The 17,154-nt window shown below is 33.6% G+C and carries 16 protein-coding genes; all 16 read right to left on the bottom strand.

The window, feature by feature from the left end:
- Positions 1-15 precede the first annotated feature (15 nt).
- From INR75_RS20110 to INR75_RS20185, 16 genes are read right to left on the bottom strand one after another with little or no spacing between them, the layout of a single operon-like run.
- Complete coding sequence (locus INR75_RS20110) at positions 16-2,382, bottom strand: polysaccharide biosynthesis tyrosine autokinase (RefSeq protein WP_223090232.1); 2,367 nt, start codon at positions 2,380-2,382, stop codon at positions 16-18.
- An 11-nt stretch (positions 2,383-2,393) separates the two neighbouring features.
- Complete coding sequence (locus tag INR75_RS20115) at positions 2,394-3,161, bottom strand: polysaccharide biosynthesis/export family protein (protein ID WP_223090233.1); 768 nt, start codon at positions 3,159-3,161, stop codon at positions 2,394-2,396.
- Positions 3,162-3,202: 41 nt separating this feature from the next.
- Positions 3,203-3,982, bottom strand: coding sequence for a glycosyltransferase family 2 protein (locus tag INR75_RS20120; RefSeq protein WP_092543517.1), 780 nt, complete (start codon positions 3,980-3,982; stop codon positions 3,203-3,205).
- Between the two features lie 12 nt (positions 3,983-3,994).
- The gene (locus INR75_RS20125) at positions 3,995-4,957 is read right to left on the bottom strand and encodes a UDP-glucuronic acid decarboxylase family protein (RefSeq protein WP_092543519.1); all 963 of its coding nucleotides are present in this window, start codon (positions 4,955-4,957) and stop codon (positions 3,995-3,997) included.
- 35 nt (positions 4,958-4,992) lie between these two features.
- Entirely contained in the window at positions 4,993-5,574 is a 582-nt protein-coding gene (locus INR75_RS20130) for a colanic acid biosynthesis acetyltransferase WcaF (RefSeq protein ID WP_223090234.1), read from the bottom strand.
- Positions 5,543-6,739, bottom strand: coding sequence for a glycosyltransferase (locus INR75_RS20135; RefSeq protein ID WP_255584602.1), 1,197 nt, complete (start codon positions 6,737-6,739; stop codon positions 5,543-5,545). Before INR75_RS20135 ends, INR75_RS20130 begins: the two co-directional genes overlap by 32 nt.
- Complete coding sequence (locus INR75_RS20140) at positions 6,702-7,904, bottom strand: glycosyltransferase (RefSeq protein WP_223090235.1); 1,203 nt, start codon at positions 7,902-7,904, stop codon at positions 6,702-6,704. Before INR75_RS20140 ends, INR75_RS20135 begins: the two co-directional genes overlap by 38 nt.
- 6 nt (positions 7,905-7,910) lie before the next feature.
- On the bottom strand, positions 7,911-9,227 hold the full coding sequence (locus INR75_RS20145) for a hypothetical protein (RefSeq protein ID WP_223090236.1): 1,317 nt from the start codon (positions 9,225-9,227) through the stop codon (positions 7,911-7,913).
- 4 nt (positions 9,228-9,231) lie between these two features.
- A complete protein-coding gene (locus INR75_RS20150) occupies positions 9,232-10,473 on the bottom strand; it encodes a glycosyltransferase family 4 protein (RefSeq protein ID WP_223090237.1) in 1,242 nt (413 codons plus the stop codon).
- A 22-nt stretch (positions 10,474-10,495) separates the two neighbouring features.
- Positions 10,496-11,644 carry a hypothetical protein gene (locus INR75_RS20155; protein WP_223090238.1) on the bottom strand — a complete coding sequence of 383 codons (1,149 nt, stop codon included), beginning with the start codon at positions 11,642-11,644 and terminating at the stop codon, positions 10,496-10,498.
- Positions 11,601-12,182: a DapH/DapD/GlmU-related protein gene (locus INR75_RS20160; RefSeq protein WP_223090239.1), complete on the bottom strand. Its 582-nt coding sequence runs from the start codon at positions 12,180-12,182 to the stop codon at positions 11,601-11,603. The genes INR75_RS20155 and INR75_RS20160 overlap by 44 nt, the downstream gene beginning before the upstream one ends.
- Before the next feature lie 37 nt (positions 12,183-12,219).
- Positions 12,220-13,311 carry a glycosyltransferase family 4 protein gene (locus INR75_RS20165; protein ID WP_223090240.1) on the bottom strand — a complete coding sequence of 364 codons (1,092 nt, stop codon included), beginning with the start codon at positions 13,309-13,311 and terminating at the stop codon, positions 12,220-12,222.
- Position 13,312: 1 nt separating this feature from the next.
- Complete coding sequence (locus INR75_RS20170) at positions 13,313-14,416, bottom strand: glycosyltransferase (protein ID WP_223090241.1); 1,104 nt, start codon at positions 14,414-14,416, stop codon at positions 13,313-13,315.
- Positions 14,417-14,427: 11 nt separating this feature from the next.
- Positions 14,428-15,375 carry an NAD-dependent epimerase/dehydratase family protein gene (locus INR75_RS20175; protein ID WP_092543537.1) on the bottom strand — a complete coding sequence of 316 codons (948 nt, stop codon included), beginning with the start codon at positions 15,373-15,375 and terminating at the stop codon, positions 14,428-14,430.
- A 40-nt stretch (positions 15,376-15,415) separates the two neighbouring features.
- Positions 15,416-16,252, bottom strand: a complete 837-nt coding sequence (locus tag INR75_RS20180; protein ID WP_223090242.1) for a glycosyltransferase family 2 protein — start codon at positions 16,250-16,252, stop codon at positions 15,416-15,418.
- A gap of 22 nt (positions 16,253-16,274) precedes the next feature.
- Positions 16,275-17,153, bottom strand: coding sequence for a hypothetical protein (locus INR75_RS20185; RefSeq protein WP_223090243.1), 879 nt, complete (start codon positions 17,151-17,153; stop codon positions 16,275-16,277).
- Position 17,154 lies beyond the last annotated feature (1 nt).

Here is a 17,154-nt window from a genome sequence, read left to right on the forward strand (position 1 = left end):
ATTGTCATGATACAGTTATGAAGTTACGGTGTTAGCAGTGCTTGCTTTAATTTCTCTAGAATATTTTTTTCGTTTCTCCCCATAACCATAGCCGTACTTATTGCCATAACGCAGGTTTGAAAATTGAACACAATTTAAAATACAACATATATTTTTTAAAGTAGTCCCATTTGCATCCTGTATAAAATCAAGGCTCTCTTTTTTGGTACTTCCTGCCTTTACTAGATATAAAGTAAGATCTGCAAATTCACTAATAATCGCTGTATCTGCTACCAGCATTGATGGAGCGGTATCGACTAATATATAATCGTATCTTGATTTCATTTCATTGAACAAATACTCTAACCTGTCACACCTAAGTAATTCACTAGGATTATAGGGTATACTACCCGAGTAAATCATGTCAAGATTCGCATGAATATTCGATTGTCTAACAATCCCATCAATTTGCGCTTCCTCGGACAAATATTCACTCAATCCAATAAAATTTTCTGGATTTTCTATGTATCTCTGCATTTGCGGATTTCTAAGATCTGCTCCAATAAGCAAAACTCTCTTGTTACTATTTGCCATGGTAATACCAAGATTCATAGTTGTAAATGTTTTCCCTTCTCCTTTAGAAGATGAAGTAAGCATGATGACTTTAGAGTTTTTATCATCAAATCTTTTCTTTAGATGAACTTGCATGTTCGTCAATAAAATCCTAAAAGACTCTGCTAATATCGATCTATCCTTTTGTTGTATTAAAAAGTTTTTTTTCACCCTTCCCAAAGAAGGGATTTCTGCAACTAGAGGTATTTCTTTCGATAGAAACTCTTGGAGATCAATTTTGCTTCGAACCTTATTATCTAAAGCCTGAAAACCAAATATTACAGAAAAAGGAACTAACAGCCCTAACAAAACAGCTCCTAAAAAAATGCTCCTTGGATTTGGTGCTACTGGAATTCCATTACTATAGGCTTCATCCACTATTTTAGCTTTTGGCTCAGTTACTGCAAGAGCCAAAGTATTCTCTTCTCGCTTTTGCAAGAGATATAGATATAAAGATTCTTTAATTTTTTGCTGTCTTTCTATACCTCTATTTTCTTTTTCCTGAAGGGGTATCTCTGAAATTTTTGAGTTAACGTTATAAGACTGTCTTCTAAGCTCATTAAGTGAAATCTGTAAACTCGATCTAGATTGTTTTAATGACTGATAGATGTTGTATTTTACCTGTGCCAAATTATCATTAATTCGCTTCACCATTGGATTCTTTTCCGTAGAGCTATTAAGTAATCTATTACGTTCTAAAATATAATCATTGTATTCTGAAATCTGTTGATTAACACCTGCTGCCTCTATACCTAAATTAGCCGGGATAAGATCATCACTATCAGTTTCAGACAAAAACTGAAGTATTGTATTAACGAGCTCTAATTGTGTACCTAATTCTTGTTTTCGTTTACTATACTCACTGGCATTTTGAACAAATATTTCAGACTCCGATGATAAATCAGTAAGACGATTTTCTTTCTTAAATTCTACTTTACCAGTTTCAACAGAATCTAATTCGCTATTAATTATTGTCAGCCTCTCATTAATGAAATTAGCTGTATTTTCAGCAATCAAATTTTTATCTTCTATTGCATCTTTATTATATTCTAGGATAAGTTGATCCAATACATTTTTTGCTCTATTAGGCACCGGATCTGTAAGTTCAAATCGAATTACATTCGAACTATTTTCACCTTGAATTAAGGAAACTTTATTTCCATAATTGGCGGCCATAGATTCGATAGAATGAAAGTCAACATTCACTGGCAGGTTTTTACCATCTGACTTAGGATTGGTTAATAATATTTTCGAAAATCCAATATCTAATGCTTCATTAACATTTACCCTATATTCTTTAAAATTTTGTCTATCCATCACTAAAAATTTATCTTCCCCTAAATAGGTTACTACAAAATTGGAAGAAAACTTTTTAAGCTTTTGCGCATCGTATGCTAGAAGTTTAACTGTAAATGGTTTATCATCATACAATTCTATATTTCTAAATCTACCATCTATAGAGTAGGTAATATGCAAATTAAGTGCTTTTACCACCTCCTTCATTAATTGCCTGGAATTCAATATTGATATTTCGCTCTCTATTTTTTCAGATCTTAATCCAAACATAGAAGCATCGCTAAAACCATATGCGGCATCAGAACTACCTTTGGCCCCATCATTCTTAATAATTATACTGGCCGTAGCCTTGAATACAGGAGTGGCATATTTTAAGTAAAAATATGCTGCACTTACGGTAATAGCTACAGTTATAATAAACCAGTACCAATACTTAGTATATTTTTTAAGTTCTTGACCAATCTTTTTTTGGTTATTTTTAGATTTATGACTCATAATCAACCATTTTAATTATTAGTTATCAGAACTACGGTAGAGATAATAACAGATGCCAAAGATAAATAGCTAGAAGCTGTTCCAAGGAAGCTTGCTGATTGCCTCCTCGCTCCTACTGGCTCTACATAGACAATATCGTTTTGTTGTAGATGATAATAGGGAGATGAAGCAATATCTGCGTCTCTCAAATCAACGTACTTTCGAATTTGTTTACCCTTAACCTGACGGGCAATTAAAATATTTTTTCGCTTACCATAAATCGTCATATCCCCTGCAAGCCCTAATGCCTGCGGTAGCGTGATATGATCGTCTTCAATAAAGAAGGTTCCCGGGCTTTTAACCTCTCCTAAAACGCTTATTCTAAAATTTAGAATACGTACATTAACAATTGCGTCCTTAACATACTCACTAATTTCTGATTTTATTTTTTCAGCTAATTGAATATTAGTTAATCCGGCAACTTCAATTTCACCAATAACCGGAAATTTAATTGTTCCTGTATTGGACACTAAGTAAGTCTCTAATTCAATATTTCCAGGCATTCCTGACTGCCCTACAGTTTTAGTTAAATTAAAAGGTATTGCCGCATCAGGTTCTTCTGTAGATACCCTGATCGTTAATACGTCATCTGGTTGAATTTTTAGATTATTATTTATAAGGTTCAGATTTTGCTCACCTTCATCTCCCTGCAAATACGCAATTTTTCTACGCGAAACACATGACGAAAACAAAAGCATAACTGTTACCAATAAAATAAATGAATTTGCTGCTAGTTTCATATTATTTATTAAAGGTTAATTATATATTTACATCTTAATTATTAAAACCACCTGTATAAACTCTTAGAGTCTACCATTCTTGGAATTAAATGATGTGGTATTTTCCTACCTATTTTAAACATCAAGGTTAAATAACCCGCTAGCTTATGGTATTTAATAATTTTCATATCTTCTGAAGATTTCTTTTTCTGCAATGCTAAGGTTGTACTTTTCCCTCCTAATCTCATTTTAACGACCCAATCCTTCAGGTAAAACTTCTCAATATGCTTATTCTTAAACCATCTCAAAGAGATATCATAATCCCCAGCTATAGAATAATTTTTATTATACAAGCCGAACTCTTCGTAAACCTTTCTTTTTACATAGATCGTTGGATGTAATGGTATCCATCCGAAAAACAAATGACTATTTTTAAACGGATTAGAAGGATAAATTCTCTTGATTAAATTTGGGTTATCCTTACTCACAAAAACACCTTTTCCATAAACCAAATCACTACCAGAAACATCAAATGCTTTAACAATCTTCTCGATAGTTCTCTCTGAATGGAAGAAATCATCAGAATTCAAAATTCCCACCACATCTCCGGTAGCCCATTTAATTCCCTTATTGTATGCATCGAAAATTCCAGAATCAGGTTCAGAAATAAAACAATCTATTCTGTCCAAATATGGCTTTATTTTTTCTTTTGTTCCATCGGTAGAATTACCATCGATTATAATATATTCGATATCATGATATGTCTGGCTAAAGACAGACTCTATACACTCTGCTATGGTATCTTCGTTGTTATATACCACTGTTATAATTGAAACTTTCATAATTTGATTCTTTTAAGCTTGAACAATTTGTGGTTCTTGCATTAGAACCTCTTCGAAGTACTGAATAGTTTTAGTAAGCCCTTCTCTTAGTTGAATATCTGGTTCCCATCCATCCAAACATTTTTTAGCAATAGCGATATCTGGTCTTCTTTGTTGTGGATCATCTTTAGGCAAAGCCTTAAAACTAAGTTTTGATGAGGAACCAGTAATATCTAAAATTGTCTGGGCTAACTCTAACATAGTAAACTCATTAGGATTACCTATGTTAACCGGACCGGTAAAACCTCTTTGAGTCCCCATCATTCTAACCATGCCATCTACTAAATTATCTACGTATTGAAATGACCTAGTCTGATTTCCACTTCCAAAAATTGTTATTTCTTCACCTTTTAAAGCCTGAACAATAAAATTAGACACTACCCTACCATCATTAGGGTTCATATTAGGGCCATATGTATTAAAAATCCGTACGATTTTTATATCTATATTATGTTGATTGAAATAATCCATAAATAATGTTTCAGCACATCGCTTACCCTCATCATAACAGGATCTTGGTCCAATGGTGTTTACATTTCCCCAATATGATTCTGGTTGTGGGTGAACGTAAGGATCACCATAAACCTCACTAGTACTCGCTTGAAGAATTTTCGCTCTTACTCTTTTTGCCAGACCTAAAGTATTTATAGCTCCCATTACAGAGGTTTTCATCGTTTTAATTGGATTGTACTGGTAGTGAACAGGTGAGGCGGGACAAGCTAAATTATAAATCTCATCTACTTCTGCCATAAAGGGTTCTGTTACATCATGGCGAACTAGCTCAAAATAGGGGTGATGCATCAAATCAACGATGTTTTGTTTATTCCCTGTAAAATAATTGTCTAAGCAAATTACTTCATTACCTTCGTTCAGTAATCTTGCGCAAAGGTGTGAGCCAATAAAACCTGCACCACCTGTAACTAGTATTCTTTTCATCTTATTAAATTTTTATTAAACATTTTATTTATTATTTATATCCATCTTACTTTCATTAAATCTGAATTACCTTTTCTATAAACTAAATTTGGTCCTACAGAAGAAGTTACAATTGAACCTACTGTGAGCACAGTATCCTCTCCTATACAAACACCCGGCCCTATAAAACAACAAGCTCCTACCCAACATCCATCCCTTAGACTAATGGGGCCATTTCTATAAGGCATAGTGGGGTCCTTAAAATTGTGATTACCACCACATAGAAATACCCTCTGAGAAACGCAAACATTATTACCTATAGTCAACTCCTCAAAATTTAATAGAAAGCTTTCTTCTCCTATCCATACATTGTTTCCAATCTTGAGCTTCCATGGAAAATGAATATTCACCCTGGGTTTTAAGGTTATATTCTTACCTACTTCCGCCCCATAAAGCCGAAGTAAAAAAATTTTAAAATTTGTTGGGTATGGGATTGCAGATAGGAAGAAAAACACCTTAATGGTGTACCAACTAATTTCTTTAAATTTTGAAGCTCCTCTACTTAAACCTTTAGAAGGATTAAAGCCTTCTAACCTAACTCTAGAATTAAAATTTGTATTCGAGGAGGCTATTTTCATAATTCAAATTCTTCAATTCTATAATTTTTTTTGCTACAGTATGTTCTGTAAATTTCTCTTTGTAACACTTCATCGCATTGGTACCCTTTGTTCTTTTTTCTTCGATAGATAGTGACATCCAACTTTGAAGTATTTTTTTGGTTCCTGCGATATTATCTGCTCCAATCAATCCCGCATCGTAATCCTGAATTTCATGAAAGATATTTACCTGATTAGAAATAAGAACTGGCTTACCGCAGGCTAAAGCTTCAACTGTTGCTATTCCAAAATTTTCCTGATGACTAGGAAGAATAAATGTTTCGCAGTCATAAAAAGCTCCCCATTTAGAATCTCCTACGAGCATTCCTGTAAAAATGAAATAGGACTGTAATTGAGGATTTTTTTCAATCAGTCTTTTTATTTCTTTTCCAAAATCTGATTCGATTCCTGGACCAGCAATAACCAGTTTAGGCAACTTGACAACTGGTAAAAGCTCGATATATGCTTTTATTAGAATATCAAGACCTTTCTTATTATGGATCCTGCCTAAAAAAAGTATAAAGTTTTCATCGATTTTAAGTCCAGATGCCTTATAAAAAGAATTAAGCATCGACTCAGTACATTTTGGAGGACTTTTTATGCCTAAACCAATTATTTTTTCATGCTTTGGTTTGTATGGTTTGAAAGATAGTCGTGCTAATTCCATCTCCGTTCTACACGTAAACAATAAAGCAGTACAATTTTTAATAACATGTTGCTCGATCAAATTCCAATAGACTCTATTTCTTATCGCTTTTAATTTTCTGTCAGGAGCATTTTGAAAATAAGGATCTAGCATGCCATGGGGCATTAAATAAACTAACGGTTTATCCCCATCACGTTCTTTAAGTGCTTTGTAAGTCGCAAAACCATAATACTGCCACATACCGTGGATTATTACTGAGTCGTAATTCCCTAAATTGCGGATTAACCACGGCAATAGTTTTTTACTAAATTGCCATGGATTATTAGCAGGACCTAAAGCATATATTTTGAAAGAATCATTAAAATTGCTGGCTTCAGAATCTATAGAAACGACTTCACTTATTACTTCCAGCTGTGATAAAGAATCTACTATCGTCCTTATAGCTTGACAAACACCACCAGCTTTAGGATCCATTCGATCTACTACATGAAGGATTTTCATAATTTTTGGAATAACACGATTTATAAATATTTTCTATAGAGTCCAGGGCTTGCTTAGAATCAAAGCGTTTGGAATTATGTATCCCTGAAGAAATAACCTTCTTCCTTTCTTCTAAACTTAAAGAAACCACTTTTTCAATTTCCTTAGCCCCAACTTTAAGCCATTCATTCTGTTCATTTTGTTTATATGGTCTTTTCGGAATGTAAAATGCTGCTTTGCCTCCAACTTCAGTCATTGGAGCTTCTGCTGTTGTTATAACTGGGCAACCTGAAGCCATTGCTTCAGCTATTGGCCAGCCAAAACCTTCAGTATACGATGGAAAAATAAGTAATGTAGCTGCAGAATATAAGTCCCTAACCAAATCATCAGCTATATTATCCAGAAATAAAATATCTTTAGAAAAACCGGATGCCTCTTTTAAAGCGATTAAGTCCTTTGTGGGCTTAGGACCAACCATTATTAATGGTTTAGAATGCTTATTACTATTTCTCCAATAATCATATAAGTTAATTACGCCGGTTCTATTTTTATACCACTCATTATTTCCTATATGGAAAAGAAACCCATTAGAAAGAGAAATATTTAATTTTTGCTCTAATTGCCTTCTTAAGGAGGTAATTGATTCACTAGGTTTAAAATTTTGATTTAAACCATTATAAACAACTTGAGAATTTTTAAGTGTTTCTGGTTTAAACAGATGTAAATCTTTTCTCGTTGTCTCTGAAACTGAAATAAAATTATGAGCCTTGGAATACCCCTTCTTTATTAAATTTTGATAATACCGTCCAAGACTACCAATTTTTAAATCTTCAATTTTATTTACTGCAGCTTTTTGAGCTATAAAATCATGACAATGAACAACGTGTTTTCTTTTTTTTATAAAACTCATCCAAGGACCTAAAGCATGATCTGTTAAAACATGTAGTGCCTCATCTTTTCTTTTAAGTATCAATTTAGCCTGAAAAGGAAAAATCAACAATTGATCTATATAACCTAAATATTTAATCAATGAGCTCGATTTAGACAACCTTGCAAAAACTCCTGATGGTGACCATACCTCAACCTCATGCCCTCTTATAGCCATTCCTTTTGCAAGCATATTGGTAAATCTAGGCATACTTTTATGCCCCAAAAAGCTTGGGTGCGTATAAAAAATGATTTTCATTTTTATTTATTTTGATGTGTTTAAAGATGCCATGATCAAACCACCTACTAAAACGCCAAAACCAAGCGCAGTAGGCTGAGCCCATTGTCCCTGTGGAATAATAAGAAGGCCTATACTAAGAAGCATCCATGCTAGAGGAGAACCTTTTAATAGTTCGTTATGACTTTTAAAAGCCAAAGAAAAACATAAACCTAGCCGAATAAATATAACTGCTAGACCAAAAAGGATTCCCATTTCCCCCACTAGACGACCCCATTCTTCTTCCGCAATTAAGAAAGACACACCGCCAGTCAAAATCATACTACCGGCATTGGTTCCTAATCCCATTCCATGTCCAAAAAATGGAAGATTTTGTGAAGTGGAATGGTTTAAAGCTCCTAAAAGTCCTCCTAAGTAACGGTCTAATAAAGTACCTTCAATACCTCCCTCAAATTTGCTTGCAGATTCTATACGGGTAGTAAAAACTTCAGTACTTTTTTGAAAAACTTCAGTAGTAGAAACAATACTAAGAGCGACTATTAAAAGAATCACAGTTGTTAATATTCTACCAGAAAACTTTCTATTTATTACACCTGCTATACAGGCAAACAGAAATGCAATTATTACCTGAAATAACAATGTTCTACTTATTGACAGGGGTATCGCAATAAATAAGGATATCGCAGACAAAATTAAAATCCAGGTATTTACTCGTTTTCTTTCTAGAAAAAAATAAAAAATATATGCTCCTAATAATGCATAAAACATAGTATTTCCCGTGGTAAAAGAAAAAGTCCCAGGTGGTCTAAAATATCCCATTGCGCCACTAAACCCGGCTCCGTCCATATCTCCACCTACACCTCGATTTACCCAAGCCGATTGCGGACTGTAAAACTGTAACGCGATTAAAACTGTCATAGGCACTGAAAAATAAAGCATTATTTTGCCTATTTGAACCACATCTTTCCTTGAGAAAACATTACCAATTATAAAAATAAGTGGAAAGTGTAAAACTAAAATTCTAGCACCATATATAGCAACAAATAAATTACCATGTCCCGCTAAAAATGTTGTGACTAACGATAACATCGCCGTAAAAACCATTGATATTAAGAAAGATGAATATGGTATCAGATCTCGTTTCCAAGCTGTATATATCAACCAGATAGCGATAGGATCTCGTACAATAAGCAGTGGAGCAGAAAGAGAAGGTAAAACCCATTTTCGTAAAGCTCCTTCAAACAATAACAAAAAGAAATAAAGCCATATGCCTTTTTTTAATATTAAATTATCAGAGTATATAATTTCTTTGGTGCCCTTGATACTGATAGCTACATCACTCATATCTTTAAAAATGTTTTCGCATAGCCTCTGCTAATTCATCGCCATATTTCTTCCAAGGGCGATCAAATGCAGACTCCAATGCATTTTTACCTACCTGACTTATTAAGTCTCGATTTTCTAAAATTTCTTCAACACAATTTTTAAGACTAATTGTTGATCCAGCTTTCATTAACCAACCATTCTCTCCATGGGTTATCAAATCTGGACCAGCAGTTCTTTCTGTAGTGATCACTGGTGTTCCCTGAGACATTGCCTCAGTAATCACCATCCCAAAACCTTCAAATAGAGATGGAAATAGAAGCACATCATGCTCTTTCATCAACTCTAATATTTTGGAATGAGGCATACTAGGTGTCCAAACATGTCTCGTTAGAGCTGAATTTAGTGCTTCACAATCATTTGTTGGTTTTTGCCCTACTATTGTAAGACTTACAAAGTCTTTTAAAGCATCTGCCACCTTCACAACATCACCAATTCCTTTTCGTTGTTCTAGCCTTCCTACAAAAAGAAGTTTTATCTTTTTTCGGTTTTTAAGACTAGAATATTTCCTATCGGTAGTTGGGATAGGAAAACCATAAGGTATAACTTCCACATTATTTAAAATATGATCGAAATCTTTTAAGCTATTCTTCGTAAATGTACTTGCTACAAAAATCTTATCAGCTAATTTTAATTCCTCATCCTTCTTAAGAAGTTTGGCTGCAGAGTCTTGAAGACCGGTTAATGTAGACACCCATTCTGGTGATCTACTGTATTCTTCTTTTAATAGTTTTCTTGCGTGTTTCCAATATCCGATTGGCAAATCATAGAAGCAGGTCATCCCAAGCTTCTTGGCCTCACGAAAAGTATTTAGAGCTCCATCCTCATATGCATAAACACCTTTTACGCCAGTAAATTTTGCATGCTTAAGGCGAGATTTTGTTTTTGCATCTATGTCTTTATAAACTGAATCTACTGAAAAAATCCCAGTTTCATGTTTCGTAAGAGACTGAAAACCAAATTTATTGGAAACAATTCTTCCAGTTTCTAACCAAGGTGAACATTTAGTAAAGGGTTGAAGTCTTGAAACAAAACTTCGTCTTTTTATTTCAGAAAAGGATTTAACATTAGATAGTTTATCCAGAAATGTCCCCGGAAAAGATGCTACAGATGTATTAAATTCATGCAACATATCTTTATCCATTAATCCATCTAAAGCCCATCTATTGAATTGGTTACTATTGGGATGAGAAACAATTATTTTCATCTATTGATTATTTAAGGTTAAATTAAATGGGATACGCATTTTTCGCTTCTTTTAAACCACTTACTCCGTTTAAAAAGGTTTCAGCAATAAGTTGAACTCCAGAATATGAAGGTTTTCGTTTAAGTTTTTCTAGTTGATCATCAAGAGAAATATCTAAGCTTAATTTATCTAATTGCTCTAGGTACGTTACATCAGTTTCTAAAAACAACTCATTATTTCCAGCTAATATTATAGGTAAACCGTGCTCCTTATAAGCCGCAACAACTCCGCTTTTACCTAAAATTTGTGGAGGAGTTAATGCTAAACCTGCATCTGCATATTGTAATAAGGTGGAAACTTGCTCTTTACTTAATTCTCCTAAAGCTATAAAGTTAATTTTCGCGCTCAAACCTTTAATTTCATGCCTTAAATTGTCGGCAGAATCTTGATCAGACCTTCCGGCTACCATTATAGTAACGTTCTTATCCTTTAACCACCTAACTAACTCTTCTTTTCGCCAACTAAAAGGGATTCTTCCAAAAAGAACAATCTTGAGTGACTTTTCAAAAAGGAATAATTGGTTTTCGTTGAATAACTGAGGTAGCTGTTGCAACGCATTTTTACTAAATGGTATATTACTAAAAAGCGGAAGAACTTTATTTTGAATCCCGTTTTCCTTTAATAATCGACTAAATGCTATATTACTAGTAAACACTTTTATAGGTGATATTCCGTTAATTAGCTGCTTAATTATTATTTGCTGAAAATAGCCAATTACCTTATGTCTTAATGAATCTTCTTTAGATCTTCCTATCCAAGGTTCGTGCATCATAATGCTAACCTCATAAGATTTAAGAATTCCCACTAAAAACTGATGTGCAACAACCGGTAGCCCCTTTTTGTGAAAAGCATAAGTCACATATTGAAAACTTATATGATCCGGACTTACGGTTTCAGATATATTTTTAAATAATCTATATTTTTGTTGCCAACTATTCCTTGCGGGAATTCTACAAAGCTGGATATCTTCTCGGGTTTCTTCTCTAAAAGACTTTACATAAAAATCGTTAATACTAACTAAAACAACTTTAACACCTAAAAGTTTTATCGCCTTAGCTAAATTGAAACAATAATCGCCTATACCGTCTTTAGAAGGTTCCAGACATCCGCATGTGATTATTAATGTCTTCATCTTTTCTAATACTAATTTTTTTTGCGGGAACTCCGCCCCATATTTCCATTGAAGGAATTGACTTTGTAACCACAGAGCCTGCCGCTACAATTGATCCATAACCAATCTTAACACCCTTTAGAACTATTACATTTGTTCCTAGCCAAACATTATTAGATATTCTAATGGCTGCCACATCTGGTGGTTGTAATCTAATTGGTGTACTTAAGGACTGGTAGCCATGATTATGATCAATAAACTTACATCCAGAAGCAATTAAAGCATCTTTACCAATGTGGATATCACTGCAAATATTAAATTCTGAATTAGCTCCTATATAAACATTATCATCAATAATTATTGAAGGTCCCGGATTCCAAATACCATCATACCTAAAGTTTATATAGCTTTCGAGGATACAATTCTTTCCGATGCTCACCTGGTGTGGCCATGAGAAAAAGGTCTTTCCTACTACACTATCTGACCCTATTTTTAAACCTGCTAAAACAGCTGGGAGAATACAAATCTTAGCAAGCCACTGGTGATAGTAAAATGACAATTTAAAGAATATCTTATGAATTATCATTTAAGTAAAACTATGCTATCTTCTCTATCTGATTAACAACTTCTTTCGATACCACACTCCATCTACGATCAATAACACTCTCCCGTGCATTTTCTCCCAATTTTTTTCGAAATTTTGGATTTTTAATGGCTAACTCTATTTGAGTACTGAGATCTATATAATCTCCAGTTTTAAAAAGCAAACCATTTACTCTATGCTGAATTAGATCTATTTGAGCACAATTATCTGAAGTTACACAACATAAGCCTGCAGCCATACCTTGCAAAAGAGCTAATGATTGTCCTTCGAAAAAACTAGGAAGAATGAAAATATCACATTTCTCATACAATTTCTTTTCTTCGTCTGAATTAAAAGTAGGTACAATCTCAATATTTGGGTGCAACTCCTCTGGAAACTCTTTTAAGATGTCTTCTTTAGGGAAGACCGTTCCAAACAGTAACCACCTTACAGGTATTCTATCTCTTAATAATTTTTTTGACGCTTCAATAATTAGTCCTGTGCCTTTTCTTTTTATCCAGGTAGCGCTAAATCCAATTATGCATTCTTTGTTTTCAGTGTTCAAATCACTTTGAGTTAGAAAGTCTTCTTTCACTCCATTCCTAAAGATCGTAATGTCATCTATACATCTTTTAAACTTTTCTATAGCGTAATTTTGATCTTCTTTATTTGAAAGCAATAATAAATTAGCTTTTCTAAGGCCCTTATTACAGTTTCGAAGGCGCCATATTGGAAACAAAACTTTACTTCTTAAGCTAACCTCGTCATGAAATTTTTTATAGTAAGTGTTTCTTAAATTCCACTCTCGCTGCTCTATTCCATGACTAAAAAGCGCTATTGGAATATTGGTTCCAATAAATTTTCCAGACACAGGCTCATGAGCCAAAATAACATCTGGCTTCTTTTTGCCGAATTTTTCTTTAAATATCTTAAAAGCCTTACCAGGAAATTCTGAAGGATGCTTTGTAACCACATTTTCTTTTCCCAAATGAATAAATTGATGACCTGCTTCTTCAAAAGCTTTTTTCCAAAAATATGCTATCCTTCCCATCCCTGAATAAGGATCAAGCTTTATATCTGCTACGTGAAGTATTGTTAAACTCATATTATTTCGTATAAAATTTCATGTTTAAAAAAACTATTCTTCCCAAATTCTTGAAGACATACAAGGATCGGCTATATCTAGATTTCAATAGATAAATACCATATTTAAGTGCTTTAAATAACTTTCTACGATGAGCATAATATTCAAAAAACACTTCATTTTTTTTAGTCGCTCGCCAATTCCTTGCTGGAGCTAATTTTCTATTATTATTTCTCTGAACTACCTCTACGATCGTCTCTACTCTGTTTACAAAATCATGAGACTTATTAACCGCCTGATATCCCTGAAAAGCTATGCGTTTTCTTTCATTTTCATTTTGTAAATAATAGGATATCTTATTAAGTAATTCTTCTGTTGTTTTGTAAGTCACAAAATGTTTTCCTGCGACTAGACCAATTTCATCTAGTTCCGTAGGTTTTTTTGTTATCAACAGCGCTCCAGAAGCCATAATTTCGAAACATCTTAAATTCGCATCTATCATATAATCATCCCTCGATATATTGACAGCAATTTTTGAGTTTGTATAAACAGATATTAACTCATCCTGATTATAGAATTTATTAATATCGTTGGTTTTATAACGTTTACTAATTGCTTCTACCTGCTCTTTTCGAATTTGATAAAAAGGTCCATCTAAACGACCAACCCATCCTACATCGAATTTTCTTTCTTTTATAAATTCTGGATAGAGATTCGTCTCAACTGCATGTGGAAGTAAAGTTACTCCAGGATGTCCCATTCCTTCAAGCATTTTATCATACTTCGGATGAAATATAAATGCATGATCAAAGAGCATCGATTGGTCTAATCTAGCTTTAGTTCCATCGTAAGTGTCTATTTGAAAACAACCTGTAGGATAGTTAATACTCAAAATATTTTCAGGAATAATGGCCTCGCAAGGATCTGGATAGAGAATTAAGAATATTTCTCCCTGAGACTCCATAGAAGCAATTACCTGATCGAGTTCTTTATCAATACAACAGACAACATTAAAATATTTTTTTAAAGCATAATAATATGCTTTTCTTTCACGCCCTATATCTTCTTTCGCAGATAAAAAGATAACGATCTTTTTTGACGGATCTATAACTCTTACACAATGCATATTATAATTATTTAAGCCCACAAAACACGTTCAATGGCTTTAGATTTAAAAGCCTCAAGACTGTGATTCCAATATTCTTCAATTCCTTCTTCTAAACTTACTTGAGGGTACCAACCGGTATCCTTTTTTAGTTTTGAACTATCCAGAATATTCTTTCTCACATCGAATGGTCTTAATTTTTCTATTTGAACTTTCGGAGAAAAAAAGCCGTTCTTTCTGGCTAATTTCGATATATAATCGAAGACAAATTTGGTCGATGCTCCTCTACCAGTTCCTATATTATAGGTTTCTCCAATCTTTCCTTTTTTTAGCGCTGCAATAATACCATTTGCAACATCCTTAACATGGATATAATCTCTAACTGTTCCATTTTTGCCAAAGATTTTCATTTCCCTTTGATCTAGAACAGAATATGTTGCAGTTGCAATAAATCCCTGCCCCAGAAATGGCGATTGCCCAACACCATAAGCATTTCCTGGTCTAACGGTTATAACTGGTAACTTCTTATGAGTACAATACATAGAGGAATATTTCTCTACCGCAAGTTTAGTTATACCGTAAGGAGATATAGGGTTTGTTGCAGCTGCTTCTGAAATGGGATTTTCATTTGTGTTCCCATAAATAGCCCCTCCTGTAGACACCATTACAATTCTCTTTACAGAAAATAAACTCATCCATTCCAAGAAATTCACAATAGAAGGAAGATTATCTTTAATATCTGTGATAGGATCGTCAAAACTGGTTTTTGGTGTAGAAGCATAAGCTAAGTTTATAACTCCATTAACCCCTTCCATTATTTGTTCTAGCTTAAGGTATGTCAATCCATTCCAATCATAATAATCTTCAAGATTACGCATTTTCATCCCTATTACGATCACTTGATGACCCTCAGACCTTAATTGATTTACGATATATTTACCAATAAATCCCAATCCGCCAAAAACGCAATATTTCGCCATGATTTTAAGTTTTTAATGATTATTAAACAGGTTTATTAATCTACTTCTGATTTGCAACAATTTTAAAGTGCACCACGAAAGCACTTCTTAATTCATAAAATAGATCTACAATTGCATAACCGATCCCTCTAAATTTAAAACGAAAAGCATCTTTGAAGAGGTTTAGGGTCATTACTGCGATAATCTTTAATCTGGTCGTTAAACTGTAATGCTTTTGATGGTCTGGATGTCTTTTCAAAAAAATAAGTACACTTTCATATTCAACCTTATACTTATTATCTATTTTTCTCCAAGGATGGCAAACAAATGCTTTAGGAACAAAAATTATGGGTTGTTTATCTTTTTGAACTCGAGTTCTAAATTCAATGTCTTCTAGTTCAAATTTAAATTCTTCGCAATACCCTCCCATACTCAAATAATAAGGTTTTCTTACCATAAGATTGCAGCTCCATAACAATCCTCCATTCGAGTTGATTGGAGCTACCTCATTGAAGCGCTTTTTTCTTCTATCTGCTTCTGTTTTTCCCTCAAAAACATTTGCTTCAGGATTATCGTCAATAGCGCAACTAAAAGATTCTAACCAGTTTTTAGATGGCAAACAATCATCATCTGTAAAAGCAATCCAATTAAATTTAGCATATTTTACTCCGTTATTCCTATTGGCGGCAGGTCCTTTTTGTGGACCTTTAACCCATTTCACCCAGGGAAATTTTTCTAGGATTAACTTCTCTGCTGTTGTAATACTACCATCATCAGAGACAATAACTTCGTAATTATTTAATGGATACTTTTGTAAATCTGGAGACAGTAATGTTAAACACTCTTGTAAATGTTCATTTCTATGCCTTGTTGGGATAACTATAGAAATATTATTCATCTTTATTTAGTTGAGATCTCGATTAAGCTGTTTGCAATGCTTTTTTAAAGCGATGCATTTTAATTTTGAAATTCCGTATCGAGAGATTTTTGCTTTGTTTTTCTTCTTTTGCTATAAATTCTTTCCATTCTTTTTCTTCGTGTGGCTCTAGAAATTTGAGAAAGTATTTATTCACCGGAATTTTTATAAATTTTGGAACACCTGCCCAATGCAGTATATATGGCTTTTGATCTTCCCTATCCCAATAGATAGTTTCGAAATTTTCATCTGTATAGTCGCCAGCCCAAGTAGACTGCATATTTGATGGGGGAAGGGTTAAATTGTTTACTTCAACACCTGTCAAACTAACTAATAGGTTTAGAGCGACTTGATCTTTATACAAATTGATCTCATTTATAAGAGTTTTCTTGAATCTCCCATGACAAGTATCCATTAAATCTTGAAGAGTATACAGAATTTGATCGCATGCAAATTGCCCTGCGTTGAATATTGAACTTTGCCAAATTGTGCTTTTCGATTTAAAGTAATCCCGACTCTCTGAATTGAAAGTGTGATCTGGATTATTCCAATGTGTACAGGAACTAATAAATCCAGAGTGATCTTTTAAAACTTCCTGTGGATTTCGGAGAAATACAATATCCGAGTCAACATACTGATAATTGTTGGTTAACAGGCACTGATATTTTCGACACATTTCAAAAATATTGTTTTCCTTGGTCCATTTAATTAACTCTTGTTCCTCCCACCAAAACGAATTCTCAGGCAGTTCAAATTTATCATCATTAAACGGAATAACCCATATAGGCAAATCACAGCCGGTAGCTCTTAATGAGCGTTCCATCGCTAAAAATTGAATTTTAACGTGTCTATTGGCAAGTGTAATAATTTTCTCTAATTTCATA

The sequence above is a fragment of the Zunongwangia sp. SCSIO 43204 genome (assembly GCF_019904275.1).
Taxonomy (GTDB): domain Bacteria; phylum Bacteroidota; class Bacteroidia; order Flavobacteriales; family Flavobacteriaceae; genus Zunongwangia; species Zunongwangia mangrovi.

Coding starts and splice junctions, on each gene's coding strand:
- INR75_RS20110 (WP_223090232.1), bottom strand. CDS start 2,382: ATGAGTCATAAATCTAAAAATAACCAAAAAAAGATTGGTCAAGAACTT.
- INR75_RS20115 (WP_223090233.1), bottom strand. CDS start 3,161: ATGAAACTAGCAGCAAATTCATTTATTTTATTGGTAACAGTTATGCTT.
- INR75_RS20120 (WP_092543517.1), bottom strand. CDS start 3,982: ATGAAAGTTTCAATTATAACAGTGGTATATAACAACGAAGATACCATA.
- INR75_RS20125 (WP_092543519.1), bottom strand. CDS start 4,957: ATGAAAAGAATACTAGTTACAGGTGGTGCAGGTTTTATTGGCTCACAC.
- INR75_RS20130 (WP_223090234.1), bottom strand. CDS start 5,574: ATGAAAATAGCCTCCTCGAATACAAATTTTAATTCTAGAGTTAGGTTA.
- INR75_RS20135 (WP_255584602.1), bottom strand. CDS start 6,739: ATGAAAATCCTTCATGTAGTAGATCGAATGGATCCTAAAGCTGGTGGT.
- INR75_RS20140 (WP_223090235.1), bottom strand. CDS start 7,904: ATGAAAATCATTTTTTATACGCACCCAAGCTTTTTGGGGCATAAAAGT.
- INR75_RS20145 (WP_223090236.1), bottom strand. CDS start 9,227: ATGAGTGATGTAGCTATCAGTATCAAGGGCACCAAAGAAATTATATAC.
- INR75_RS20150 (WP_223090237.1), bottom strand. CDS start 10,473: ATGAAAATAATTGTTTCTCATCCCAATAGTAACCAATTCAATAGATGG.
- INR75_RS20155 (WP_223090238.1), bottom strand. CDS start 11,644: ATGAAGACATTAATAATCACATGCGGATGTCTGGAACCTTCTAAAGAC.
- INR75_RS20165 (WP_223090240.1), bottom strand. CDS start 13,311: ATGAGTTTAACAATACTTCACGTAGCAGATATAAAGCTTGATCCTTAT.
- INR75_RS20170 (WP_223090241.1), bottom strand. CDS start 14,416: ATGCATTGTGTAAGAGTTATAGATCCGTCAAAAAAGATCGTTATCTTT.
- INR75_RS20175 (WP_092543537.1), bottom strand. CDS start 15,375: ATGGCGAAATATTGCGTTTTTGGCGGATTGGGATTTATTGGTAAATAT.
- INR75_RS20180 (WP_223090242.1), bottom strand. CDS start 16,252: ATGAATAATATTTCTATAGTTATCCCAACAAGGCATAGAAATGAACAT.
- INR75_RS20185 (WP_223090243.1), bottom strand. CDS start 17,153: ATGAAATTAGAGAAAATTATTACACTTGCCAATAGACACGTTAAAATT.